Raw genomic sequence first — 22,546 nt, 5'->3', positions numbered from 1 at the left:
ACCGCGAGCGTCAACAGGCGGGCCCCCGGCTCTACCCGGCCGAGGTGAGGGGGGCGGCGATCTCCTCCAGGCCCTTGCGTTCGGCCTTGACGCCGAGGAAGAGCTCGACCAGCCCGGCCGCGATCATGAGCAGGGCGCCGATCGAGAACGCCAGCGCCGTGTCGCCGGGAACACCGGTCGAGACCAGCCCGGAGAAGATCAGCGGACCGGCGATGCCGCCCGCCCCGGTGCCGATCGCGAAGAAGAACGCGATGGCCATGGCCCGGGTCTCCATCGGGAAGATCTCGCTGACGGTCAGGTAGGCGGAGCTGGCCCCGGCCGAGGCGACGAAGAGCACGGCGCACCAGCACGCGGTCAGCGTGACGGCGGTGAGCATGCCCTGACCGAACAGCCAGGCCGTGCCGAGCAGCAGCACTCCCGAGCCGATGTAGGTGGCCGAGATCATCGGCACCCGGCCGACCGTGTCGAACAGGGGGCCGAGCAGCAGCGGGCCGAGGAAGTTGCCGATGGCGATGACCGCGAAGTAGTAGCCGGTGTAGGTGTCGATGTCGAAGAACGTGGACAGGATCTGCGCGTAGCCGAAGGTGATCGCGTTGTACAGGAACGCCTGCCCGATGAAGAGCGACAGGCCCAGGATCGTGCGCTTGGGGTAGAGCGCGACCATCGTGTGCGCGATGCGGACGAAGCCGATCGACTTGCGCTGGTGGATGGTCATCGAGCCGCGCGGCTCCGGCAGGTCGCCGTCGATCTGCTCCTCGATGCCGCTGACGATCTGCTCGGCCTCCTCGTCCCGGCCGTGGATGAACAGCCAGCGCGGACTCTCCGGCACGTGCCGCCGGACGAGCAGGATGCCCAGGCCCAGCACCACGCCCAGGCCGAAGGCGACGCGCCAGCCGATGTTGAGGGGCAGATCGTTCAGCAGCGGGACCGTCAACAGGGCGCCACCGGCCGCGCCGAGCCAGTAGCTGCCGTTGATCAGGATGTCGATCCTGCCGCGGTGCCGGCTGGGGATCAGCTCGTCGATGGCCGAGTTGATGGCCGCGTACTCGCCGCCGATGCCGAACCCGGTGAGGAACCTGAACAGGAAGAACCACCAGGCGCTGAACGACAGCGCGGTCATCAGCGTCGCGACCAGGTAGACGAGCAGCGTGATGATGAACAGCCTCTTGCGGCCGAACCTGTCGGTCAGCCAGCCGAAGAACAGCGCCCCCGAGCACGCTCCGGCCACGTAGAGGGCCGCGGCCATGCCGGCGACCTGGGCCTGGGTGATGTCCAGGCCGCTGCCCGGCTTGGCGAGCTGCGCCGACAGGTTGCCGACGATGGTGACTTCGAGTCCGTCGAGGATCCAGACGGTGCCGAGCCCGATGACGATCATCCAGTGCCAGCGCGACCACGGCAGCCGGTCCAGCCGCGCCGGCACCTTCGTCGTGACGGTGCCGATCTCCACCTCGCTCATGAAGACCACGGGGTACCCGGACGGCGGATGACAAACGTCACCGGGGTCTGCGGGCCTCCACCATCCAGGTCCTGAACCAGGGGCCGCCGTACCAGTATCGCCAGCCCAAATCGCGCCTGCGCACGTCGACCACGCCGAGCTCGCGCAGGGTGACCTCGTAGCCGGGCGTGTGCTGGAAGTCGGCGATCAGCATCAGGCCGCCCGGGCGCAGCACGCGGTGCGCCTCACGCACGGCCTGCTCCCGCCCCCCGGCGTCGGAGATGTTGTGGATGGCCAGGGCGGACACCACCACGTCGAAGGAGTCGTCCTCGAACGGCAGCGCACGCAGGTCGCCCGTGGACAGCTCGACCGACACGCCTTCGGCCTCGGCGTTGGCCTTGGTGACGCTCTCGTCGTTGCCCGACTGGTCGGCGGAACGCCACAGGTCGACGCCGGCGGCCCGGCCCGCGGGCAGCCGCTTGGCGGCGAGCAGCAGCACCGCGCCCCGCCCGCAGCCGAGGTCGAGCAGCCGCTCGTCGCCCTGGAGCCGGTCGAGCTCCGCCGCCCACACGGCGAACTTGCCGTGTCGCGTCGTGTAGAAGTAGCTGGCCGCGCTGGCCAGCGTGTAGAGCGCGCCCAGCAGGAACGCCACGCCGGCGGCCGGAACGTCGAAGGCGAACGAGGCCAGGCTGAGAGCGAGCAACATGAGGGCGCCGAAGACCAGACCTGCGAGCGCCCAGGGCGCGTCGAATCCGTAGCTTCCTCGTCTCACAGTCACGTTATATCTCAATCATGCTTGGCCGGGAATTGACACGACACTTCCCCTTCGTCTGCCATATCCGCCGGAACTCCTGCCTAGCCTGACTGTGATCTGCGTGAATTCGGGGAGTTGACCAGGGATGACAGGCAGAGAAAACAACTTCGGCCCCATCGCCGGCATCGCGCTGATCGTGGGCTCGGCCCTCCTGTGGGGCGTGGCCCACCTGGCCGCCGAACGTCGCCGGACCGGCCTCGCGCTCATGGCGGCGTACGTGCTGGTGCTGGCCGTCGCCATCACCGCGGTCACCGGGTTCGGCGCCAGACTGCTGTCGCTGGCGGTGCAGCCGGGCTGGCTCACCGTCCTCACGCTCACGCTGGGCGCGATCGCGTTCGCCTGGTCCCTGGTGATCATCTGGTCCTTCGTCCTCGTCCGGCCTCCTCGCGGGAACACCGCCGGCCGCGCCCTGACCACGGTGGTGGCCGCCGCTCTCTGCGCCCTCATCCTGGCCCCGGCCGCCTACGCCGCCCGGCTCGCGTACCTGTCGCGGGAGGTGGTCAGCACCCTGTTCGCGGGCAACGCCTCCCCGATCCTGGCGCAGGACCCGTGGAACGGCGCCCAGCGGATCACCTTCCTGCTCATCGGCGCCGACGCCGCGCCGAACCGGCCCGGAGTGCGTACCGACAGCATGACCGTGGCCAGCGTGGACACCGCGACCGGAGCCACCACCCTGTTCGGCCTGCCGCGCAACCTGGAGCAGGTGCGCCTGCCCGAGGGCCCGGCCAGACAGCGCTTCCCCTACGGCTTCACCGGCGACGGACCGAACACGCCCGGCCTGCTCAACGAGATCTTCCAGTACGCCGAGGACCACCCGGAGATGGTGCCCGGCGCCCGGAAGGGACATCGCGGTCCGATACTTCTCAAGCGGACGATCAGCGACATTCTCGGCATCCCGGTGGACTACTACGCGATGGTCGACATGAAGGGCTTCGCGGAGATCATCGACGCGATGGGCGGCGTCAAGGTCACCATCAAGGAGCCCATCGTGTACGGCAAGTACCGCGAGGGACTGCTGGCCGCCGGCACCCGCAGGCTGTCCGGCGAGGAAGCCCTCTGGTATGGCCGTTCGCGCACCGACAGCGACGACTACGTGCGCATGGGCCGGCAGAAGTGCCTGCTCAACGCCGTGGCCAAGCAGGCCGACCCGATCACCGTGCTCAACAGCTTCGAGGAGTTGGCCTCGGCCACCAAGCGGGCCATCTCCACCGACCTCCCGCAGACGCTGCTGCCCCCGGTGATCGAGCTCGCGGCCGAGGTGAAGGACGCCCGGATCAGGAGCGTGAGCTTCGTGCCGCCGCTGATCAACACCGCCGCCCCAGACTGGCACCTGATCAGGAACACGGTCACCGAGGCCCTCGCCAGGCGGGCCGGGCACCAGCCCGGCGCGCAGGCCCGGCAGAACAGGGGTCCCGCCTCTCCCATCGCCCTCGACGCGACCTGCGCCTGAGCGCCGCTCAGACCGTCTCGTCCAGGTGGTCGGCGTAGTATTCGACGGCCCGGCGGTAGCCGCCGACCTGTTCGGCGGCGGCCAGCACCTTGAGTAGCGTGCCGACCGCCTCGCGGGCCTGGCCGGAGTTGTAGAGCGCCATGGCCTTGAACACCCGGAGCCCCGGGTCGTCGGGAAACTCCGCCAGACCCCGCTCGAAGACCGCCAGCGCCTCGCCGAAGCGCCCCAGCACCCGCAGCGTGCTGCCGAGCCCGGTGAAGGCGCCGAGCCGGTCGCCGGCGGCCAGCCCCTCTCCAGCCAGCGCACGCTCGTAGAACGGCACCGCCTCGGACTCCAGGCCGAGCGCGTCGTGCACCCACGCCGTCTGGTAGGCCACCTCGGGGTCGTCCGGATGCCGCCGGGAAAGCTCCAGGAGCAGCTCACGGGCCGCCTCGCGGTCGCCCTCCTCGCGCAGCCGCACGGCATGCGCCAATTCCGCGTCACCCATGTGCCCAGTGTGGCATGATGGGCCACCGACATAATGACAACGGTTTTCATAATCACTGGAGCGTGGACGTGAGGGTGGCGTTCGTCGGCAAGGGCGGCAGCGGCAAGACCACGATGTCGGCGCTGTTCACGAGATACGTGACGAGCCAGGGCGCCCCCGTGGTCGCCATCGACGCCGACATCAACCAGCACCTCGCCCTGGTGCTCGGCGTCGACCCGCCACCCGAGCCGCTGGGCGCGCACCTGACCGAGATCAAAGACCGCCTGCGCGGCGACAACCCGCGCATCCCCTCGGCCGAGGCCATGGTCAAGACCACTCCGCCGGGCCGCGCCTCCCGGCTGCTCGACTTCGACGACCTGGCGGGCAGCGAGTTCGCGGTCACCACGCCCGAGGGCGCCCGGCTCATGGCCACCGGGCCGTTCACCGAGGACGACCTGGGCGTGGCGTGCTACCACTCCAAGGTCGGCGCGGTGGAGCTGCTGCTCAACCACCTGGTCGACGGTCCCGGCGAATACGTGGTGGTGGACATGACCGCCGGTGCCGACTCCTTCGCCTCCGGCCTGTTCACCCGCTTCGACCTCACCTTCCTCATCGCCGAACCCACCCTGCAGGGCGTGAGCGTCTACCGCCAGTATCGTGACTACGCCGCCGACTTCGACGTGCGGCTCGCGGTGGTCGGCAACAAAGTGCACGGCCCGTCCGACGTCGACTTCCTGCGTTCCCAGGTGGGAGACGACCTCCTCACCTGGATGGAGCACTCCGCCGGCGTGCGGGCCATGGAGCAGGGCCACCCGTTCACGCTCGACCGCCTCGAGCCCGCCAACGTCGACGTGCTGGCCATGCTGCTCAAGCAGCTGGACGCGCAGGAGAAGGACTGGGTCAGGTTCGGCCACCAGACGGAGGAGTTCCACCTGCGCAACGCCCGCGCGTGGGCCAACGCCAGGGCCGGTTTCGACCTCGCCGACCAGATCGACTCCGAGTTCGTCTACGGCCCCTGACCACACGACTGTTCCCCTCCAGCCATCTGGAGCGTTATGCCGACGCCACATAGCGTCAGTTTGATCCCCTTTTGAGAGGAGACAGCATGTCGCTGACCGTTCCGAACGATCTGCTCGACCAGGCGAGAGCCGGCGAGATCGACGACGCGGCGTTCGTCGCCTGCGTCCGCGACTCCCTGCCCTACGCGTGGTCGGTGATCAACGAGCTGGTCCAGCAACGCGATCAGTCCGGCGCCGAGTTCGCCGACAACCAGGTGCCACCGCCTTCGGAGGAGGCACGCGGCCAGCTCCTGCGCTGCCTGGCCAGCGACGCGATGCGCGGCGCCCTCGAACACCACTTCGGGGTACGGCTGGCCTTCCAGAACTGCCACCGGGTCGCGGTCTTCGACCCCGCGGCGGCCGAGGCCCTGCGCGAGTTCGTCACCCCGAGAGCCCAGATCCTCAACCAGAAGCCGGAGCTGGTCGACTGCTGATCCGGGCAACGGCTGGTGGGCCGGGTCCCGCCCCGGTTCACCGCCGTCGGCGCAGCACCTCGGGCAGCACCTCGGCGCCCAGCCGGCGGATGTTCGCCAGGGTGCGCCGGTGATCGCCGAGCCCTTCGACCATGAGGACGAGGTGCTCCACCCCGGTCGTCTCGGCGGTGCGCAGGATCGTCTCCACGCACCGGTCCGCCGACCCGACCGGGTGGACCCGGGTCAGGAAGTCCACGTACTCATCGATGTCGCGGGGCGCCCTGGCCCGGCCGTCCACCGTCACATAGCCCGCCAGCCCGGGCTCCAGCCAGCGGGGCATCGCCTCCTTCAGCTCCCGCACGGCCTCGCGGGTGGAGTCGGCCACGTGCCCGACCGCCGCCGCCACATGCCCGGTCTCCCGCTCCCCTCTGCGCGCCTCGTACGCGGCCACCGCGGCGGCCTTCTCCCGATCGTCCACGTGCATCCCCAGCAGCATCGGCAGCCCGTGGTCCGCGGCCAGCTCCAGGGTCGGCGCCGACGTGCAGGCCACGACCGGACGCATCCGGGCCGCGGGCACCAGCGAAACCTCGCGAAACCGGAAGAACTCCCCGTCCGCCGACACCGGCTCCCCGGCCAGGGCCCGCACCAGCACGTCGAGCGACTCCCCGAACCCCCGCTCGAACCGGTCGAGACCGGTGCCGAACACCTCCAGGTCCACCCACGGCCCGCCCCGGCCGATCCCCAGCTTGAACCGGCCGCCCGACAGGTGGTGCAGCATGGCCGCCTGCTCGGCCAGAGCCACCGGGTGCTGCGTGGACAGCACGCTCACCGCGGTCCCGAGGCCGATGCGGCTCGTCCGGCCGATGGCCACGGCGGCCAGGGTCGCCGCCGACGGGCAGACGCCATAGGTCATGAAGTGGTGCTCGGCGATCCAGACGTCGTGGAACCCGGCCTCCTCGGCCGCCACGATCAGCTCGACGGCGTCGGCCAGCACCCGCTCGGGCCGCTGCCCGGGGAACTGCGCCACGACGAGGAAGATCCCGATGCGCATGGGCTAGCCGAACAGGCTGACTTGGCCCTCGATCACCGCCGGGTCGCGGTGCCGTTTGAGGTGCCGCCACCGTGGCAGGTCGTCGAGGTAGGACCAGGACATCCGGTGGTGCTCGGTGGGCCCGAGGCGCGCGAGGGCCTCCTGGTGGACCGGCGACGGGTAGCCGGCGTTGTCCGCGAAGCCGTAGCCGGGGCAGCCGATCGTCGCCATGTAGGCGTCGCGCCGCACCTTGGCCAGCACCGACGCGGCCGCCACCGAGATGCTCGCCGCGTCTCCCCTGACCTCCAGCCGGACCGGCCAGGGCGCGCCGATGTAGTCGTGGCCACCGTCGAGGATCACGGCGTCGGGCCGGACGGGGAGGGCGTCGAGGGCCCGGCGGGCGGCCCGCCGCAGCGCCTCGGTCATGCCCAGCGTGTCGATCTCCGCGTGCGTGGACTCGCCGTAGCCGATGCCGGCGGCCCACGACTCGATCTCGACGGCGAGCTTCTCGCGTTTCGCGGCCGACAGTTGCTTGGAGTCGGTCAGGCCGGAGGGCGGGGCCGACAGGTCGGTGACGACCGCGCAGACCGTCACCGGGCCCGCCCAGGCGCCGCGGCCCACCTCGTCGATGCCCGCCACCGTACGGGCGCTGCTCTGGGAGAGCAGGAGGTGCTCGATGTCGTAGGACGGCGCCATAGCCGCAGACGCTACCGCTCCGCGAGCCGTACCGGATCCAGATCGGCGGCGATGTAGCGGGCGGCCACGTGGATGGCCCGCAGGGTGACCGACACCGAGGGGCGGTGGACGCTGGAGGCGCGGGCGACGGCGTGCACCTCGCGGCCCACCGGGTCGCCCGGAAACTGGCGGACGGCCAGGCCGCGTACCCCGGCCCCGAGCGCCAGCGCGGGCACGGCGGCGATGCCGATGCCCTTGGCCACCAGCGACAGGATCGTGCCCAGGCCCTCGAACTCCCAGGGCGTCGGCTTGGTGCCGCCCACGTCCACGAACAGCCGGTCGACCGCCAGCCGGGACGGCTCGCCGTCCGGTGTGGCCATCCACGGCTCGTCGCGCAGCTCCTGCAGGTCGAGCGGCACCTCGGGGTCGGCCAGCCGGTGCTTGCGCGGGAGCACCAGCACGAGCGGGTCGTGCAGCAGCGGGAACACCCGCACGCTCTCGTTGCCGCTGCCGGCCCGGCCGTACCAGTCGTCCACGAGCGCGATGTCGACCTCGCCCGACTGCACCTCCCGCATGCCCCGCCCGGACCTGCTCTGGCGCATCCGGAGGGTCAGCTGGGTGTGGCGGCGCAGGGAGCGGGCGAGCGCGGGCGCGAACGCCACCGCCGCCGTGGGGAAGGCGGTCAGCACCACCCGGCCGCTCGGGGTGCCCGCGTGCGCCGAGAGGTCGGACTCGGCCTCCTCGACCATGGACAGGATGCGCTCGGCGTGGACCACGAGGCGGCGGCCCGCGTCGGTGAGCTCCGCGCTGCGCGCGGTCCGGTCGATGAGCGCGGTGCCGGTCTCGCGTTCGAGTGCCACCAGTTGCTGGGACACGGCGGAGGGGCTGTAGCCGAGCGACTCAGCCGTCGCGGCGATGCTGCCACGGCGGGCAAACTCGCAGATCAACGCCAAACGGCGCAATTCGAGCATCGGACTTCCTTATGCCTACCCACAACAAGGGGCGCTTGTGGTGATGCCTTCATCCAACCACCCTGGGAACGTGACAAACATGACGGTGACCCTGTCCGCCACCCTGGCGGCGAACGAGGAGATCGAGCGAAGACGGCGCGCCGGGGAGCGCGTGCTGCATCTGGCCTTCGGTGAGGCCGGGTTGCCCGTCCACCCGGCGCTGCGCGAACGGCTGGTCGCCGCCTCCCATCGCAACGGCTACGGGCCGGTCGCGGGAGCGGCCGAGCTCCGCGCGGCGGCGGCGGGCTACTGGACCCGGCGAGGGCTCCCGACCGACCCCGACCTGGTGGTCTGCGGCCCCGGCAGCAAATCGCTGCTGTACGGGTTGCTCCTGGCGATAGGCGGCGACATCGTGCTGCCGATGCCCAGCTGGGTCAGCTACGCCGCGCAGGCCGACCTCATCGGCTCACACCCGATCCTGGTGCCCGCGCCTCCGGGCGAGGGCGGCGTGCCCGATCCCGAGCTGGTGACCTCGTCCGTGCTCCACGCGCGCGCCCAGGGCAGGACCGTCAGCTCGCTGCTCGTGACGTTGCCCGACAACCCGACCGGACGCCTCGCCACACCGGAGACCATCGGCCGCCTGGTGCGGGTGGCCCGCGAACTCGACCTGATCATCATCTCGGACGAGATCTACCGCGACCTCCTGCACACCCCCGACCTGCCCTACACCTCGCCGGCCGAGCTCGCGCCCGAGCGCACGGTCATCACCACCGGGCTGAGCAAGAGCCTGGCGCTGGGCGGCTGGCGCATCGGCGTGGCCCGGCTGCCCGACGGCGCGTACGAGCTGCGCAGGAGCCTGCTCGGGGTGGCCAGCGAGATCTGGTCGGCCCCGGCCGCCCCGGTGCAGGAAGCCGCCACCTACGCCTTCACCGACCCGCCCGAGCTGATGGGGCGCATCGTGCAGAGCCGGAGGCTGCACGGCGCGGTGGCGCGGGCGGTGCACGAGAGGTTCGCCGAGATCGGCGCGTCGGCGCCGGTGCCGCAGGGCGGCTTCTACCTCTACCCCGACCTGGGCCACCTGCGCCTGGGCGGCTCGGCCGAGATCACCCGGAGGCTGCTCGAGGATCACGCCATCGGCGTGCTGCCCGGTCAGGCCTTCGGCGAAGACCCGGCCGCCGCGCGGGTGCGGGTGGCGGTCAGCCTGCTCTACGGGGAGACGACGGCCGAGCGCCTGGCCGCTCTGCACAGCCCGGATCCGCTCCGGCTGCCATGGATCGCGGCCAGTCTCGACCACCTCTCGACGGGTCTGAAAGGGCTGTCGCCGACCCGCCGGGCGGCGTCGCGCGAACGGCGTCCGACGCTCGTGCCGACCGCGTGTCACGGCTAGCCGAAATCTTTCCCAACGGGCCGGTTCCGGGCATCGGAATCGGCCCTCTGACCTGGGAAAACACTCACTCCGCCGAAAGGCGCGAAAGTTGCCCGGCGTCGCCTGGTCACACCATGCCCAAGCACCCCTCATCATGTGCTCATGCCCGCTCTTGTCACCTTGTCCGGGCGCCTCGTGCGCCTGGAACCTCTCAGCCACGCGGCGGTCGACGAGCTCGTCGCCGCGGCGAGTGAAGACCGCTCTGCGTATGCCTTCACTCGGGTCCCGGATGGCCGGGACGAGATGGTCTCCTATGTGGAGGCCGCACTGGCTGAGCAGGCGGAGGGCCGCACGATGCCCTTCGCCATCCGGTGGCTGAACACCGACCGCGTGGTCGGTGCCACCCGTCTCATGCACCTGGAGTACTGGCAGGGTCCACTGCCCTGGCCTCCGGGCACACGGGGCGCGGTGGGCGAGGTCCCGTCCGTGGCCGACATCGGTTACACCTGGCTGGGCGCGTCCGCCCAGGGCACGGGTGTCAACCGCGAGAGCAAGTTCCTGCTGCTCTCACACGCCTTCGAGACGTGGAACGTCCACCGCATAACCCTGAAGGCAGATGTCCGCAACAGCCGATCCCGGGCCGCCATCGACGCCCTCGGCGCACACTTCGACGGGGTGCGGCGAGCGGATAGCCGGGGCGCCGACGACACGGTCCGAGATACGGCGTACTACTCGATTCTTCGCTCGGAATGGCCCGCGGTCCGAGAACAGCTGACGCTCCGGCTCGGCCTGGTCCCGGCGGCATAGGAAAACATCCACCGAAGGCCCCGCCCGAACCTCAGGGCGGGGCCTGTAGCTTTTCCGGGCCCGATATGAATGAGGCATGACCGCCCCCGTGTCCTGGGGCCATGCCTTTACTGACCTCAGCATGCGGCCACACGTTCAACAGACAATCAACACCAGATCAACGCTTGGGTTAACGAAAGGCACGGCGCCTGTCTGTTACGCGAGGATGGATCTATGATTTGGTAACAAATCGTTCCATTGCCTTGGAGATGTACGGCATGGCTGGTCAGGACATCGAAGGCGGACTGCGCTTCGCCGTGCTCGGTCCTGTGCGCGCGTGGCGTGCCGACCAGGAGCTCGACCTGGGCACCCCGTTGCAGCGTTCCATTCTCGGCATGCTGCTGCTGCGCGAAGGGCGCGCGGTCACCCCGTCCGAGATGATCGACGCGGTCTGGGGCGAGGAGGCACCGCCGAGGGCGCTGGGCGCACTGCGCACCTACGTCTCCAGGTTGCGCACCGTGCTCGAACCCGACCGGCCCGCCCGCTCCCGGCCCGAGCTGCTGACCTCCGTCGGCCGGGGCTACGCGCTGCGGCTGCCCGACGGCTCGCTCGACCTGACCCGCTTCGAGCGCGGCATCGCCGAGGCCGAGGCGTCCCGCAAGGCCGGCCGGCTCACCGACGCCGCCGGGGCGCTGCGCGCCGCGGTCGCCCTGTTCGAGGGGGAGCCGCTGGCCGGCGCCGTCGGCCCCTACGCCGAGCACCAGCGCGACCGGCTGGTCGAGCGCCGGATCACCGTGATCGAAACGCTCATGGACGTCGACCTGGAGCTGGGCGCCCACGCGTCGGTCGTCTCCGAGCTGATCGCGCTGACCGCCGAACACCCCCTGCGCGAGCGGCTGCGCGCCCAGCTCATGCTCGCCTACTACCGGTGCGGCCGGCAGGGCGACGCGCTCGCGGTCTTCACCGAGACGCGCGCGGCGCTGATCGACGAGCTGGGCATCGAACCCGGCCCCGAGCTGACCCAGCTGCACCACCGCATCCTGGCCGCCGACCCGACCCTGGCCGCGGCCGAGCAGCCCGAGCCGCCCGAACAGGAGGAGGAGCCGGCGCCGGAGCTGCCCCGGCCGGCGCAGCTCCCCGCCGCCGTAAACGACTTCACCGGGCGCAAGGAGATCGCCGGGCGGCTGCGCACGCTGCTGTCGGCGCACGCGTCCGGCGAGGGCGTGCCGGTGGCCGCGATCTGCGGCATAGGGGGCGTGGGCAAGACCGCGCTGGCCGTGCACGTGGCCCACGCCACCGGTGACCTGTTCCCCGGCGGCCAGCTCTACGCCGACCTGCGCGGCAACACCGGCGAGGCCACCGCGCCCGAGTCGGCCCTCGGAGCGTTCCTGCGCGCGCTCGGCATCCCGGCCGACGTCATCCCCGAGGGGCTGGCCGAACGGTCGGCGCTCTACCGGTCGATCCTGGCCGACCGGCGCATCCTCGTGCTGCTCGACAACGCCCGCGACGCCGAGCAGGTCAGCCCGCTGCTGCCCGGCTCGCCCGGTTGCGCGGCGATCGTCACCAGCCGGGTCAAGCTGGCCGACCTGCCGTCGGCCCGGCTGATCGACCTCGACGTGATGGAGCCGGACGAGGCGCTGTCGCTGTTCGCGGCGGTGGCCGGGCCCGAGCGGGTGGCGGCCGAGCACGGCGCGGCCATGGACGTGGTGGCCGCCTGCGGGTTCCTGCCGCTGGCCGTACGGATCGTGGCCGCCAGACTGGCGGCGCGGCCCTCGTGGACGGTCGCCTCCCTGGTGCCCAGGCTGGCCGACGAGCAGCGCCGCCTCGACGAGCTGCGTGTGGGCAACCTGGCCGTGGAGGCCACCTTCGCCCTCGGGTACGGCCAGCTGGAGGCGGCCCAGGCCCGTGCGTTCCGGCTGTTGTCGCTGCCCAGCGGGCCCGACATCTCGCTGGGCGCGGCGACGGCGGTGCTGGCGATGAGCACGCTGGAGACCGAGGACCTGCTGGAGTCGCTGGTCGACGCCAGCCTGCTGGAGGCGCCCGCGCCGGGGCGCTACCGCTTCCACGACCTGATCAAGCTGTTCGCCCGGCGGATCCTGGAGAAGACCGAGCGGCAGCAGGCCCGGACGATGGCGCTGCGCCGGCTGCTCGGCTTCTACCTGGCCTCGGCCCAGTCGGCGCACCGGCTGGCCTACGAGGGCAGCATGATCGCCGACAATCTGGTGGTGGTCGGCAGCGGGCGCACGTTCGGCACGGTCCAGGAGGCCGTCGCCTGGCTGATCGCCGAGGGCGACTCGCTGTTCGCCGCGATCAACCAGGCCGCCGGCTCCTCCCGTACGGCCGAGCAGCTGCTGCCCGCCGGCGACCTGCTGGTGGCGATGGAGCCGCTGCTGGAGGCGGGCACCCACACCCGTGAGTTCGGCCACGGCACCCGCGCCGTGCTGGCCACCGCCCAGCGCATCGACGACAAGGGCAGCGAGCTGCGGGCCCGCTACGTGCTCGGCAGGGTGATGTTCGCGGGCAACCGGCTGGCCGAGGCCGAGGAGCAGTTCAGGATCGTGCACGAGCTGTCCGTCGCCCGCGAGGAGAAGGTCGTCACCGGCGAGGTGATGAACGCCCTGGCCGTCGTCGTCGGCCGGCAGCGCCGCCACACCGAGGCGCTGTCCTGGTTCGAGTCGGCCACGCGCTTCTACCGGGCGAACGGCGTGCCCGCCGGCGAGGCCCTCGTGCTCAGCTACTCCGCCCGCGACCACCTGGGCCTCGGCCGCCCCGAGGACGCGATCGCCGCCGCCGAGAAGGGCCTGGCCATCTTCACCGAGATCGGCAGTGGCGCCGGCACCGCCCGCGCCCGCTATCACCTCGGCATCGTGCTCTCCCGGGTCGGCCGCCTCACCGAGGCCGTCCACCACCACGCCGAGTGCCTGGCCTTCTTCCGCGCGAGCAAGCAGCGGGTCTGGGAGCAGCGGGTCTGCTCGCGGCTGGCGGAGACGTTCATCGCCGCCGAGCGCTACTCCGACGCCGTACGCCACGCCGAGGAGGCGCTGGTCGTGTCCAGGGAGATCGGTCATCCGTACGGCGAGGCGCTCTCGCTCACGGTGCTGGGCAAGGCGCTCGAGGGTCTCGGCGCCGCCGAGCGGAGCACCGACTGTCTACGGCAGGCCTTCGACATCTTCACCAGGCTCGGCGCCCCCGAGGCCGGGGACCTCAAGGTCCTCCTCGACGGCGCTCAGGTCGTCGAGTCCTGAGTACAGCTCGTCGTCCAGACGTGTCATCCACACATGGTTGATCAAGGCTGTCCTTTGGAGTCACGAAGCCCCCGTGACCGGTGGTTCCTGAGGATGTTCGGCCCGGCCGGCCATCTTGACCGTCACGCGTCGCCAGGGGGCCCGGTTGTCCGGATGCTCCGCGTGTCGGCTAGCCGCCTCACATAGACGGCCGGCCGGACCAGACACGGGCCTCGAACCCCCCGGGTCCGTGTCGTGGTATGAGCGTCCGCTCTGGGGCTCAACATCCAATCAACAGCCGATTGCCGCACTTGTCAGAGGAGGAAGTAGCCCTCGGCGATCAGCGGGCGGATGGAGTCGGCCTGCAGCATATCGCCGTCTCCGACCAGCTCGGCTATCACGTTGAGCAGCGGGCCCAGCGCCAGCTCGCCGTCGCACACCCCGGCCAGCGCGGCCTCCACCGTGCCGACCTCCCTGACCCGGCGCAGGCCCGTGGTCTGGCGCAGCACGATCCGCATCGGGTCCTCGGCGCCCGGCAGGCCGATGCGCTCGTCGAGCAGCCCGTCGGCCGTCCGGGGCAGCGCGGACGCGAGGTCCTTGGCGCGGTGGGCGGTCGCGATGGCGTCGAGCACGTCGTCGACGTAGTCGCCCACCGGGAGCGTGACCTGGTGGGTGAGCTGCTCCACACGGACCACCGGGTCGAGCGTGCCGGAGTTGCGCAGCGTGATCCAGCCGAAGCCGACGCCCTCGACCTTGTGCTCCTCGAACCACGACAGCCAGCGGTCGTAGTGTTCGGTGTAGCCGGGGGTGCCCTGCTCGGCGGCGTCCCTGAGCCACAGCTCGACGTATTCGGCCGGGTCCTGCACGTCACGCTGGACGACCCAGGCATCGCAGCCGGTGTCGCCGAGCCAGCCGCCGACGCGCTCGCGCCAGTCTTCGGCCTCGACGTGCAGCCAGTTGGCCAGGAAGTGGGCCTGGCCGCCGGGGTTGAGGTGGCGGGGCGCCTGCCGTACGAGATCGCGGCAGAATGCGTCGCCCTCGCCCCCCGACTCGCGATAGGTCAGGTTTCCGGCTGGGGAGACGACGAACGGCGGGTTGGAGACGACCAGGTCGAACAGCTCGTCCTCGACCGGATCGAACATCGAGCCCAACCGCGCGTCCACACCCGAAACGCCGGAGAGCTCCCAGCTCAGCCTGGCCAGCTCGACGGCCCGCGGGTTGACGTCCGTGGCCACGATCTCGCCGGCCCGGCCCGCCAGGTGGAGCACCTGCACGCCGCAGCCGGTGCCGAGGTCGAGCGCCCGGCCGACCGGCCGGCGGCTGACCAGCTGCGCCAGGTTGGCCGAGGCGCCGCCCGCGCCCACGACGTGGTCGGCGCGCAGGGCCGGGTCACCCGGCCGCACCTTGCGGTCGGAGACCAGGTAGCCACCGGTCTCCCAGGGCTGGAGGTGCACCTCGGCCTTGACCAGGTCACCCTCGCCCACGACCAGGCCCGACTCGAGCACCGCCGGCGGCAGGCTCCGGGCGGGGACGGGCACGCCGAGCCACCAGAGCCGGATCATCGTGGCCAGCGGGTCGCCATCGGCCGTCGCGCGCATGGCCGGGACCAGCTCCTCGCGGGCCAAGGCGGAGGCCGCCATCCGGCCCAGCCGGTCGCGGACGCCGTCGATCGTGTAACCGGTCTCCAGAAGGTGATCGCGCAGTCGTTCCACGGGTCCATCCTTTCACCGCAGAGCGACACGCATGATCCAATACTGACAGTGTTCATACTGTTACCGAAATACCCAAGCGTTCTGCAAGCGGGGGACAAGCGGGGCGCGATATCTCTAGGGAGCCCAGCTCGCCGTTCGAAGAGGAGCGGATCCCGTGCTCATCCCGTGCCTGGCCTGCGAGTCCCGCTTCGTGCCCGACGAGTATTTCCGCGCCTGCTCCGACTACAACCGCGGGCTGGACCTGGTGTCGTGGACCTGCCCCCGCTGCGGCAACCGTGACGACCTCCGTGTGCTGCCCGGCGAGCTCGGCTTCGGCTACCCCTACCGGGGACGGTTCGACGTGCACGACCGGGTGCGTGTGCCGGGGCTGCGCAGGAAGCGCGGCGACCTGCGGCTCGACATCTCGCTCGACGCGGGCCGCTGGCGGGTGCCTACGCGGATCCGGCAACTCGTATGACCGGCGGGCAGGCGTGCGCGGGCTTCTCGCCGCGCAGCAGCCGCGCGATGTCCTCCACGATCGTCTCGGCCCGCTCCTCCTGACTCTCCCCGGTCGCCTCGCCCAGGTGGGGCGTGAGCACGACGTTGGGCAGCCGGGTCAGCGGATGCGTGGGGTCGAGCCACTCGCCCTCGAAATGGTCGAGCCCGGCCCCGCCCAGATGTCCCGAGCGGAGCGCCTCGACCAGCGCGGTCAGGTCGTGGAGCCCGCCCCGCGAGGTGTTGAGGTAGATGGCCCCCGGCCGCATCGCGGCGAACTCGACACCACCGAAGAAACCCCTGGTCTCGCCGGTCATCGGCACGTGCAGCGAGACGACGTCGGCCTCGGCCAGCAGGGCCGTCAGGGTGTGGGTGGCCTCCGCGACGTAGGGGTCGCAGGCGATGACCCGCATGCCGAGGCCCTCACAGCGCCACCGCAGCGCCTTGCCGACCCGGCCGAGCCCCACGATGCCGAACGTCCGGCCGCTGAGCCGCCGGCCGCGATGCCGCTGCGCCGGTGGCACCCGCCCACGGTAGACGCGGCCGCGGCGTACCTCTCTGTCGGCCGTGACGAGGTGGCGGACGACCGCGAACATGAGCGCGACCGTCAGCTCGGCGACCGCCTCGGAGTCGCGGTCGGTGGCGGACAGGACGGTCACCCCGCGCTCGGCGGCGAGCGCCAGGTCGATCCCGGCGGGCCCGCCGATGCCGGCCACCACGTCGAGGGGCAGTGAGAGCACCGATGTGCGCACCTCGTCGCCGTTTGTGATGATCACGGTCGCGCCCGTCGCGATGACCAGGTCGGCGAGCTGCTCGTCGGTGAAGCCGAGACTCGGTCGCGGTGGAACCTCGGCCAGGTCGGCCACCTCGCTCAGGCGGGCGAGGGCGCGCTCCGGCAGTGCGGGCAGCACCAGCGCCCGAGGTCGTTTCACATCCGCGACAATAACACCACAGAGGGTGCTGAGATCATTGCTCCCCGCGCTGGCGGAGGCTCTGCCACGCGGCCTCTCCCAGGCCCTTGATCTCCTCGTCGCTGGGAGTGTAGGCGCCGGCGAACCAGAGCCGGCACATCTCCTGCGCCGGGCCGAGCCACAGGACGTAGCACATCGTCGGATGCACGGGCCGGAGCAGGCCGGCCCTCATGTGCGGCATCCACCAGTCGGACACGTGGCGGAAGAACGCCCGGCGGCCCTCGGCCACCTCGGCGCCTCCCGGCTCGTTCTTGCGCGGCGGGCGCTCGCTGATCAGCAGCCTGGCCCGCTCGGGGTGCTCGCGGGCCCACCGCATGTGGAAGGCGACGACCGCCTCGATGCCGTCACGAGCCGTCTCGTGCCGGACCAGCTCGGCCAGGAAGGCGGCCTGGTAGGCGTTGAGGATCTCGGTGTAGAGCACGCCGAAGACGTGCTCTTTGCTCGCGAAGTGGTGGTAGAAGCTGCCGACGCTGACGCCGCTCTCCTCGCGAAGGCTGGCCAGCGTTGTGGCCGACACTCCGTCCTGGCTGAATCGGCGAAGCGCACCCTCGATGATCCGGGTCCGCCCGTCGCGTCCGTTCTTGACACTCTTCACGACGTCAATGGTGAGGCACCAGAACCTTATTCCGCAAATACTCCGGGCCGTTGGATCATAGCGGTCACCTCCACCGAACCGGAAACGACCTTCATCGTGGCGTCCGGCCACTGCCGCCGGATCATTTTCAGCACCCGCCTGTTCTCGCCGAGCACGTCCATGCCGACGGTGGTCGCGCCCCGCACGGCGGCCCGGAACAGCAACGCGTTGATCAACCTCGGCCCCAGCCCGACCCCCTGCCACTCGTCGGCCACCACGACCGCGATCTCCACGTCGGCCACGCCGCCCTGGTAGCTCATGGCGTGGGCGATGATCTCGTCCTCGCGGGTGGCGACCAGGGCCTCCCGGCGCTCGTCCACCGCGAGGAGGGCGCGCACCAGGCCGGCGGCGGGGCTGGTGACCCCGGTGAAGAAGCGCAGGGTCTGGGTGTGGGGGGACAGCCCGACGAGGAAGCGTCTCACCCGCTCCTCGTCGTCACATCGGGCGAGGCGAATCTGAGTTCCAAGCACAGACTCAGCTTGGTCCATCGATCCTGAGTCTGTCAAATGAACTCAGGTATGATAGTGCGTATGAACGTGCCTTTCCGGGTGGACAACTGCTCGATCGAGCGAACCCTGGACATCGTCGGGGAGAAATGGACCTTCCTGGTGCTGCGTGAGGCATTCAGCGGCGTACGCCGGTTCGCCGACATGCAGGCGAGCACCGGCGCGCCCCGGCAGGTCCTCAGCGCCCGGCTGGCGCGGCTGGTCGACGAGGGGCTGCTGCGCAAGGTCCCCTACCGCGAGCCCGGCCAGCGCCAGCGCGACGAGTACCGGCTGACCGAGAAAGGCCGCGACCTCTACCCGCTGCTGGTCTCACTGATGCACTGGGGCGACAAATACCTCTCCGGCGAGCAGGGCCCGCCCGTGCGGCTGACCCACCGCGACTGCGGCGCCCCTGTCGAGCAGCACTTCCGGTGCGCCGAGGGTCACGAGGTGGCCGGACCGCACGAGGTCACGCCGCTGCCTGGCTCAGGCGCCAAGCTCAAGAGCGCGTAGGCAGCGCCGGAAGTCGACCAGCGTCAGCAGCGCGGCCCCGGTCAGCAGCACGGCCACGGCCGAGGTGCGTACGACCAGGTAGGTCTGGATGGTCTGGCTCAACAGCAGCCAGAGGCTCAGGGTGGCGTTGCCGAGCTGGGCGCATCCCCAGACGAGGGACTGCCGGGTAAAGAACCGCCGCATCAGCGGATTTTCCAGGACATGGGCGGGCAGCGGCACCAGGTCCTCCGCCACCCGACGGGCCAGCGGCCTGCGTACCCTCGCCGTCGCCAGGAACGCCGCGGCGGCGCAGAAGACGCCCAGCGTCGGCTGCAGGAAGAACAGCACCGCGCTGCCGGACAGCAGCGCAAGCACCGCCCGCACGGTGACCGTGCCCGCGGCCAGCAGCACCGCCCCCGGCACGGGGCGGCGTCTGGCCAGCCGGCACGCCACTCCCCCGTAAACCCAGACCACCGCCACCACGACGCCTCCGACGAAGCCGGAGACCATCATCCCGGCGTAGAAGACGGCGACGGGCAGGATCATGCCCTCGAAGATCCGCGGCACGGCGTGGCGGAGCAGCAACGGAAGCCGGGGCAGCTCGAACACGGGCCCCGCGGGGGGCGCGGCAAGCATGGTCATGGGGCTCTTCGAGGGCCTCTCGAGGGGGTGACGGGGGGATCCCGGGTGAGGCCCTTCGGAGGGGTCGTACGGGACGAATCCCGACCGTACGCGATGAACCGGTATTCGGTCACCGTTTCGACCAGATGGCGATCACGTCCCCGCGTCCGGCCAAGACGGCAGGTCGAGGAGAGGCGTGTGGGAGAGCACGGGTGCCGATGCCTACCCTTGAAGGGTGTACCGGTTCCTCCTCACGCCTCGCTGGATCGCCCTGCACATCGTCGTGCTGCTGGTGATCCCTGCCTTCGTCTTCCTGGGGCAATGGCAGTTCGGGCGGTTCGAGGAACGCTCGGCCAACTCCGACCGGGTCACCGCCAACCTGTCGGCCCCGCCGGTGCCCGTGGAGAGCCTGGCCGGGCAGGAGATCGACCAGGACGACCGCTACCGGACCGTGACGGCCTCCGGCACCTACGACCCGGCCCACGGACTGCTGGTGCGACGGCGACCGCAGGAGGGCCGGCCCGGATACTTCGTGCTCACCCCGCTGACCCTCGCCGACGGGCGGGCCGTGCTCGTCAACCGCGGCTGGGTGAAGGCGGGGGCGACGGCCGACTCCCCGCCCGAGGTGCCGCCGCCGCCGACAGGTCAGGTAAATGTCACTGGACGGCTACGCCTGAGCGAGACCGAGAAGTCGAGCGGCCTCCGCGACCGGCCCGGGTTGCCCGCCGGGCAGGTGCTGCTCATCAACAGCGACGCGATCGGCCAGGGCCTGCCCTACCGGCTGCTCGACGGCTACGTGGAGCTGACCGGGCAGCAACCGGAGGTCGCGTCCGCGCCCGAGCCGGTCCCCGCGCCCGACGTGGGTTCCGGCGGCGGCCTCAACCTGGCCTACGGCGTGCAGTGGTGGCTGTTCATCGGGGTGGCGATCGGCGGCTGGCTGCTGCTCATCCGGCGCGAGGTGGCCGACAGGAAGGCGGCGGGGGCTCAGGGTGTGTCCCAGGAGGAAACCGCTTCTACCGGTTAAAGTACCAAGGGTGCTTCGTCACATTGAGTTCCTCAACATTTATAACTTTCGTGACGTGGGCGGATACGCCACAAAAGATGGACGATCCGTCCGATGGAAACGGCTCTACCGGGCCGACTCCCTGGGCTGGCTCGCCGGAGCCGACCTCGACACGTTCCGGGCGCTGAGCGTGCGCACCGTCATCGACCTGCGGCATCCGCAGGAGGTCGCCAACTCCGGCCGGGTCCCGCAAGCCGACGAGCTCGACTATCACAACCTGCCCATCGAGGGGCGCCGCTGGGACGTCACCGCCTACGACGACACGCTGGGCGTGGGCAGATACCTCGCCGACCGCTACCTCGAAGTGTCCGAGGACGGCATCGACAACCTGCGCACGTCCATCGAGATGATCGCCAGGGCCGACAGCGCGCCGGTCGTGATCCACTGCGCCGCGGGCAAGGACCGCACCGGCCTGCTCACCGCGCTCGTGCTGGCCCTGGCGGGCGTGGCGGAGGAGGACATCGTCGCCGACTACGCGCTGACCGGCCTGGCCACCGAGCGCTTCATCATCAGCTGGCAGAAACGGCATCCCACCGCGGCCAGGTGGCCCGGCTTCGGCGTGGCCCCGGCCGAGGCGATGCGGCTCTTCCTCGCCGACCTCGCCGACCGGCACGGCTCGATCGAGGACTACTGCGCCGACGTGCTCCGGATCGACTCCACGACCGTCCGCGAGCTCCAGGACCATCTGCTCGCACCGACTGACCAGAACACAACGGGGTAGGGGGCGACAGGGTTCGCATGGGCAGCATCCTCGTAAGGCGGACCCCTCGGGCCCGGGGTCGCCGATCATCCCCCTCCTGGCGATTCCGGGCTCCGCGAGGGTGTGGATACCCAACGGAGACGTCGCAGCTTGTTCGACGTTATCCCGCCGTCGTACGGTTACCTGCGTGACTACGCCGCTGCTCCCCGATCCGGATCCGAGGCGGCGCGACTATGTGATCATCTCCGCCGACGATCACTTGATCGAGCCTCCTGACCTCTTCGAGGGCCGGCTCGCGGAGAAATACGCCGATGTCGCGCCCAAGGTCGTGGAGACGGAGGCCGGTCACCAGGCCTGGCGATACGGAGGCGCCACCTACCCGTGCGCCGGTCTCGACGTGGGCGCGGGGCTGCCGCGCGAGCAGTGGACCCTCGACCCGGTCCGCTTCGACAACATGCGCCCCGGCTGCTACGACATCGAGGCCCGCATCGCCGACATGGACCTGGCCGGCATCTGGGCCGCGCTCTGCTTCCCCGGCATGCTGGCCGGCCAGGCCGGCATGCCGTTCGCCAGGACCCGCGACCAGGAGCTGGGCCTGGCCCTGGTCAAGGCGTGGAACGACTGGCACATCGACGTCTGGGCCGGCACCTACCCCGAGCGCATCATCGGCCTGCAACTACCGTGGCTGCCCGATCCCGACATCGCCGCCAAGGAGATCCGCGCCAACGCCGCCCGCGGGTTCAAGGCCGTGGTGTTCCCCGAGTTCCCGACGCGGCTCCGGCTGCCGTCGATCCACAGCGGCCACTGGGACCCGTTCTTCGCCGCGTGCGAGGAGACGGGCACCGTCGTGGCGTTGCACACCGGCGAGTCGAGCTGGTCGCCCGTGCCCTCGCCCGACACGCCCATCGAGGCGATCACCACGCTGATGCCGACCGCCGCCATGTTCGCCTGCGCCGACTGGCTCTGGTCGGGCCTGCCGCTGCGCTTCCCGGCGTTGCGCATCCTCATCGTCGAGGGCGGCGTCGGGTGGCTGCCGATGCTCGCCGAGCGGGCCGACTACGCGCTCGACCACCCGGTGGGCGAGGTGTCGTGGGAGGGCGGGCTCAAGCCCAGCGAGGTGCTGCGCCGCAACTTCTACTTCGGCACTCGTGACGACCACGCCCTGTCGGGGGTGCGGCTGGCGGTCGGGCTCGACCACGTGCTCCAGGAGAGCGGCTATCCCCACTCCGACTCCACCTGGCCCGACACGCAGCACGCGGTGACCCACAACCTCGGCGCCCTGCCGCCCGCCGACATCGCCAGGGTCGCCTACGGCAACGCGGCCCGTCTGTTCGGCCATCCGCTGCCGTCGCGCGCCTGGCTCAGGATGGAGGAGATCTAGCTTTCGAGCCTGCCCTGGATGACCTCGCGCTCGTGGTCGAGGTAGCGACCGCTCTCGCCGAGCAGCGAGCCGAAGAGCCAGAGGAAGACACCGAAGTCGTCGGCGACCCCGACCAGCACCAGGAAGTCGGGGATGACGTCGATCGGCGAGAGGATGTAGACGACGCCGAGCCCCATCATGGCCAGCTTCGACTTGCCCAGACCGGTGTACCTGCCGCGCATCACGGCGCCGATCATCCGCGGGATCGCCCGCACCCGCGCCGTGAGGCCCGGTGTGCCGGGCTTGGTCACATCTCGATACGCCCGCCTAGCCGCCGCTGCCCGTGCTGCCTTCGCCATCATGACGT

At 70.9% G+C, this 22,546-nt stretch carries 23 protein-coding genes; 11 read left to right on the top strand and 12 right to left on the bottom strand.

The window, feature by feature from the left end; genetic code table 11:
- Positions 1–31: 31 nt before the first annotated feature.
- Together AB0C16_RS09270 and AB0C16_RS09265 are read right to left on the bottom strand one after the other, a co-directional pair.
- Entirely contained in the window at positions 32–1,456 is a 1,425-nt protein-coding gene (locus tag AB0C16_RS09270) for an MFS transporter (protein ID WP_357680633.1), read from the bottom strand.
- A 37-nt stretch (positions 1,457–1,493) separates the two neighbouring features.
- Positions 1,494–2,207 (bottom strand): class I SAM-dependent methyltransferase, encoded by a 714-nt coding sequence (locus AB0C16_RS09265; protein ID WP_357680631.1) that lies wholly within the window; start codon positions 2,205–2,207, stop codon positions 1,494–1,496.
- Positions 2,208–2,334: 127 nt separating this feature from the next.
- On the opposite strand from AB0C16_RS09265, the gene AB0C16_RS09260 reads away from it, so the two are divergent.
- Positions 2,335–3,699, top strand: coding sequence for an LCP family protein (locus tag AB0C16_RS09260; protein WP_357680629.1), 1,365 nt, complete (start codon positions 2,335–2,337; stop codon positions 3,697–3,699).
- 7 nt (positions 3,700–3,706) lie between these two features.
- Here AB0C16_RS09260 and AB0C16_RS09255 read toward each other — a convergent pair whose 3' ends face one another.
- A complete protein-coding gene (locus tag AB0C16_RS09255) occupies positions 3,707–4,186 on the bottom strand; it encodes a tetratricopeptide repeat protein (RefSeq protein WP_357680627.1) in 480 nt (159 codons plus the stop codon).
- Between the two features lie 68 nt (positions 4,187–4,254).
- Between AB0C16_RS09255 and AB0C16_RS09250 the strand changes: the two genes are divergently transcribed.
- Together AB0C16_RS09250 and AB0C16_RS09245 are read left to right on the top strand one after the other, a co-directional pair.
- Entirely contained in the window at positions 4,255–5,184 is a 930-nt protein-coding gene (locus AB0C16_RS09250; RefSeq protein ID WP_357680803.1) for an ATP-binding protein, read from the top strand.
- Between the two features lie 86 nt (positions 5,185–5,270).
- Entirely contained in the window at positions 5,271–5,657 is a 387-nt protein-coding gene (locus tag AB0C16_RS09245) for an SCO5389 family protein (RefSeq protein WP_357680625.1), read from the top strand.
- 37 nt (positions 5,658–5,694) lie between these two features.
- Here AB0C16_RS09245 and AB0C16_RS09240 read toward each other — a convergent pair whose 3' ends face one another.
- The 3 genes from AB0C16_RS09240 to AB0C16_RS09230 are packed head-to-tail and all read right to left on the bottom strand — an operon-like array spanning position 5,695 to position 8,312.
- Positions 5,695–6,687 (bottom strand): LLM class flavin-dependent oxidoreductase, encoded by a 993-nt coding sequence (locus AB0C16_RS09240; RefSeq protein WP_357680623.1) that lies wholly within the window; start codon positions 6,685–6,687, stop codon positions 5,695–5,697.
- A 3-nt stretch (positions 6,688–6,690) separates the two neighbouring features.
- The gene (locus tag AB0C16_RS09235) at positions 6,691–7,362 is read right to left on the bottom strand and encodes a ribonuclease HII (RefSeq protein WP_357680622.1); all 672 of its coding nucleotides are present in this window, start codon (positions 7,360–7,362) and stop codon (positions 6,691–6,693) included.
- Between the two features lie 11 nt (positions 7,363–7,373).
- Positions 7,374–8,312: a LysR family transcriptional regulator gene (locus AB0C16_RS09230; protein WP_357680620.1), complete on the bottom strand. Its 939-nt coding sequence runs from the start codon at positions 8,310–8,312 to the stop codon at positions 7,374–7,376.
- Positions 8,313–8,391: 79 nt separating this feature from the next.
- On the opposite strand from AB0C16_RS09230, the gene AB0C16_RS09225 reads away from it, so the two are divergent.
- The 3 genes from AB0C16_RS09225 to AB0C16_RS09215 all read left to right on the top strand — a co-directional run bounded on the left by AB0C16_RS09225 (position 8,392) and on the right by AB0C16_RS09215 (position 13,688).
- On the top strand, positions 8,392–9,678 hold the full coding sequence (locus AB0C16_RS09225) for a pyridoxal phosphate-dependent aminotransferase (RefSeq protein WP_357680801.1): 1,287 nt from the start codon (positions 8,392–8,394) through the stop codon (positions 9,676–9,678).
- Between the two features lie 141 nt (positions 9,679–9,819).
- Positions 9,820–10,464 carry a GNAT family protein gene (locus AB0C16_RS09220; RefSeq protein ID WP_357680618.1) on the top strand — a complete coding sequence of 215 codons (645 nt, stop codon included), beginning with the start codon at positions 9,820–9,822 and terminating at the stop codon, positions 10,462–10,464.
- Between the two features lie 257 nt (positions 10,465–10,721).
- Complete coding sequence (locus AB0C16_RS09215; RefSeq protein ID WP_357680616.1) at positions 10,722–13,688, top strand: BTAD domain-containing putative transcriptional regulator; 2,967 nt, start codon at positions 10,722–10,724, stop codon at positions 13,686–13,688.
- 293 nt (positions 13,689–13,981) lie between these two features.
- Here the strand turns inward: AB0C16_RS09215 and AB0C16_RS09210 are convergent, their stop codons facing one another.
- Positions 13,982–15,379, bottom strand: coding sequence for a methyltransferase (locus AB0C16_RS09210; protein ID WP_357680614.1), 1,398 nt, complete (start codon positions 15,377–15,379; stop codon positions 13,982–13,984).
- Between the two features lie 154 nt (positions 15,380–15,533).
- On the opposite strand from AB0C16_RS09210, the gene AB0C16_RS09205 reads away from it, so the two are divergent.
- Positions 15,534–15,836, top strand: a complete 303-nt coding sequence (locus AB0C16_RS09205; protein WP_357680612.1) for a hypothetical protein — start codon at positions 15,534–15,536, stop codon at positions 15,834–15,836.
- Here the strand turns inward: AB0C16_RS09205 and AB0C16_RS09200 are convergent.
- The 3 genes from AB0C16_RS09200 to AB0C16_RS09190 are packed head-to-tail and all read right to left on the bottom strand — an operon-like array spanning position 15,811 to position 17,880.
- A complete protein-coding gene (locus AB0C16_RS09200) occupies positions 15,811–16,785 on the bottom strand; it encodes an NAD(P)-dependent oxidoreductase (RefSeq protein WP_357680610.1) in 975 nt (324 codons plus the stop codon). The two genes, AB0C16_RS09205 and AB0C16_RS09200, sit on opposite strands and share 26 nt — an antisense overlap.
- A 34-nt stretch (positions 16,786–16,819) precedes the next feature.
- Entirely contained in the window at positions 16,820–17,419 is a 600-nt protein-coding gene (locus AB0C16_RS09195; RefSeq protein ID WP_357680608.1) for a TetR/AcrR family transcriptional regulator, read from the bottom strand.
- A 26-nt stretch (positions 17,420–17,445) separates the two neighbouring features.
- Entirely contained in the window at positions 17,446–17,880 is a 435-nt protein-coding gene (locus AB0C16_RS09190; RefSeq protein WP_357680606.1) for a GNAT family N-acetyltransferase, read from the bottom strand.
- Between the two features lie 108 nt (positions 17,881–17,988).
- Between AB0C16_RS09190 and AB0C16_RS09185 the strand changes: the two genes are divergently transcribed.
- Positions 17,989–18,456 (top strand): helix-turn-helix domain-containing protein, encoded by a 468-nt coding sequence (locus tag AB0C16_RS09185; protein WP_357680604.1) that lies wholly within the window; start codon positions 17,989–17,991, stop codon positions 18,454–18,456.
- On the opposite strand, the gene AB0C16_RS09180 is transcribed toward AB0C16_RS09185, so the two are convergent.
- Positions 18,430–19,077, bottom strand: coding sequence for a VC0807 family protein (locus AB0C16_RS09180; protein WP_357680602.1), 648 nt, complete (start codon positions 19,075–19,077; stop codon positions 18,430–18,432). The two genes, AB0C16_RS09185 and AB0C16_RS09180, sit on opposite strands and share 27 nt — an antisense overlap.
- 214 nt (positions 19,078–19,291) lie before the next feature.
- Between AB0C16_RS09180 and AB0C16_RS09175 the strand changes: the two genes are divergently transcribed.
- The 3 genes from AB0C16_RS09175 (at position 19,292) to AB0C16_RS09165 (ending at position 22,200) form a co-directional block, all read left to right on the top strand.
- Positions 19,292–20,080 (top strand): SURF1 family protein, encoded by a 789-nt coding sequence (locus AB0C16_RS09175; protein ID WP_357680600.1) that lies wholly within the window; start codon positions 19,292–19,294, stop codon positions 20,078–20,080.
- A 10-nt stretch (positions 20,081–20,090) separates the two neighbouring features.
- Positions 20,091–20,840, top strand: a complete 750-nt coding sequence (locus AB0C16_RS09170) for a tyrosine-protein phosphatase (RefSeq protein WP_357680598.1) — start codon at positions 20,091–20,093, stop codon at positions 20,838–20,840.
- 166 nt (positions 20,841–21,006) lie between these two features.
- The gene (locus AB0C16_RS09165; RefSeq protein WP_357680596.1) at positions 21,007–22,200 is read left to right on the top strand and encodes an amidohydrolase family protein; all 1,194 of its coding nucleotides are present in this window, start codon (positions 21,007–21,009) and stop codon (positions 22,198–22,200) included.
- Here AB0C16_RS09165 and AB0C16_RS09160 read toward each other — a convergent pair.
- The gene (locus tag AB0C16_RS09160) at positions 22,197–22,490 is read right to left on the bottom strand and encodes a YkvA family protein (RefSeq protein WP_357680594.1); all 294 of its coding nucleotides are present in this window, start codon (positions 22,488–22,490) and stop codon (positions 22,197–22,199) included. The two genes, AB0C16_RS09165 and AB0C16_RS09160, sit on opposite strands and share 4 nt — an antisense overlap.
- Positions 22,491–22,546 lie beyond the last annotated feature (56 nt).

Origin of the sequence: Nonomuraea sp. NPDC048916 (genome assembly GCF_040649575.1) — a bacterium.
Lineage (GTDB): Bacteria > Actinomycetota > Actinomycetes > Streptosporangiales > Streptosporangiaceae > Nonomuraea.
Note: the sequence above shows the minus strand (reverse complement) of the source record. Positions and strands in the feature narration are given on the sequence as shown.

What these genes read in the sequence shown, in the direction of transcription:
- AB0C16_RS09185 (WP_357680604.1), top strand. Translation starts at nt 17,989, where the DNA reads ATGAACGTGCCTTTCCGGGTGGACAACTGCTCGATCGAGCGAACCCTG.
- AB0C16_RS09260 (WP_357680629.1), top strand. Translation starts at nt 2,335, where the DNA reads ATGACAGGCAGAGAAAACAACTTCGGCCCCATCGCCGGCATCGCGCTG.
- AB0C16_RS09270 (WP_357680633.1), bottom strand. Translation starts at nt 1,456, where the DNA reads ATGAGCGAGGTGGAGATCGGCACCGTCACGACGAAGGTGCCGGCGCGG.
- AB0C16_RS09220 (WP_357680618.1), top strand. Translation starts at nt 9,820, where the DNA reads ATGCCCGCTCTTGTCACCTTGTCCGGGCGCCTCGTGCGCCTGGAACCT.
- AB0C16_RS09255 (WP_357680627.1), bottom strand. Translation starts at nt 4,186, where the DNA reads ATGGGTGACGCGGAATTGGCGCATGCCGTGCGGCTGCGCGAGGAGGGC.
- AB0C16_RS09215 (WP_357680616.1), top strand. Translation starts at nt 10,722, where the DNA reads ATGGCTGGTCAGGACATCGAAGGCGGACTGCGCTTCGCCGTGCTCGGT.
- AB0C16_RS09230 (WP_357680620.1), bottom strand. Translation starts at nt 8,312, where the DNA reads ATGCTCGAATTGCGCCGTTTGGCGTTGATCTGCGAGTTTGCCCGCCGT.
- AB0C16_RS09180 (WP_357680602.1), bottom strand. Translation starts at nt 19,077, where the DNA reads ATGACCATGCTTGCCGCGCCCCCCGCGGGGCCCGTGTTCGAGCTGCCC.
- AB0C16_RS09225 (WP_357680801.1), top strand. Translation starts at nt 8,392, where the DNA reads ATGACGGTGACCCTGTCCGCCACCCTGGCGGCGAACGAGGAGATCGAG.
- AB0C16_RS09240 (WP_357680623.1), bottom strand. Translation starts at nt 6,687, where the DNA reads ATGCGCATCGGGATCTTCCTCGTCGTGGCGCAGTTCCCCGGGCAGCGG.
- AB0C16_RS09245 (WP_357680625.1), top strand. Translation starts at nt 5,271, where the DNA reads ATGTCGCTGACCGTTCCGAACGATCTGCTCGACCAGGCGAGAGCCGGC.
- AB0C16_RS09235 (WP_357680622.1), bottom strand. Translation starts at nt 7,362, where the DNA reads ATGGCGCCGTCCTACGACATCGAGCACCTCCTGCTCTCCCAGAGCAGC.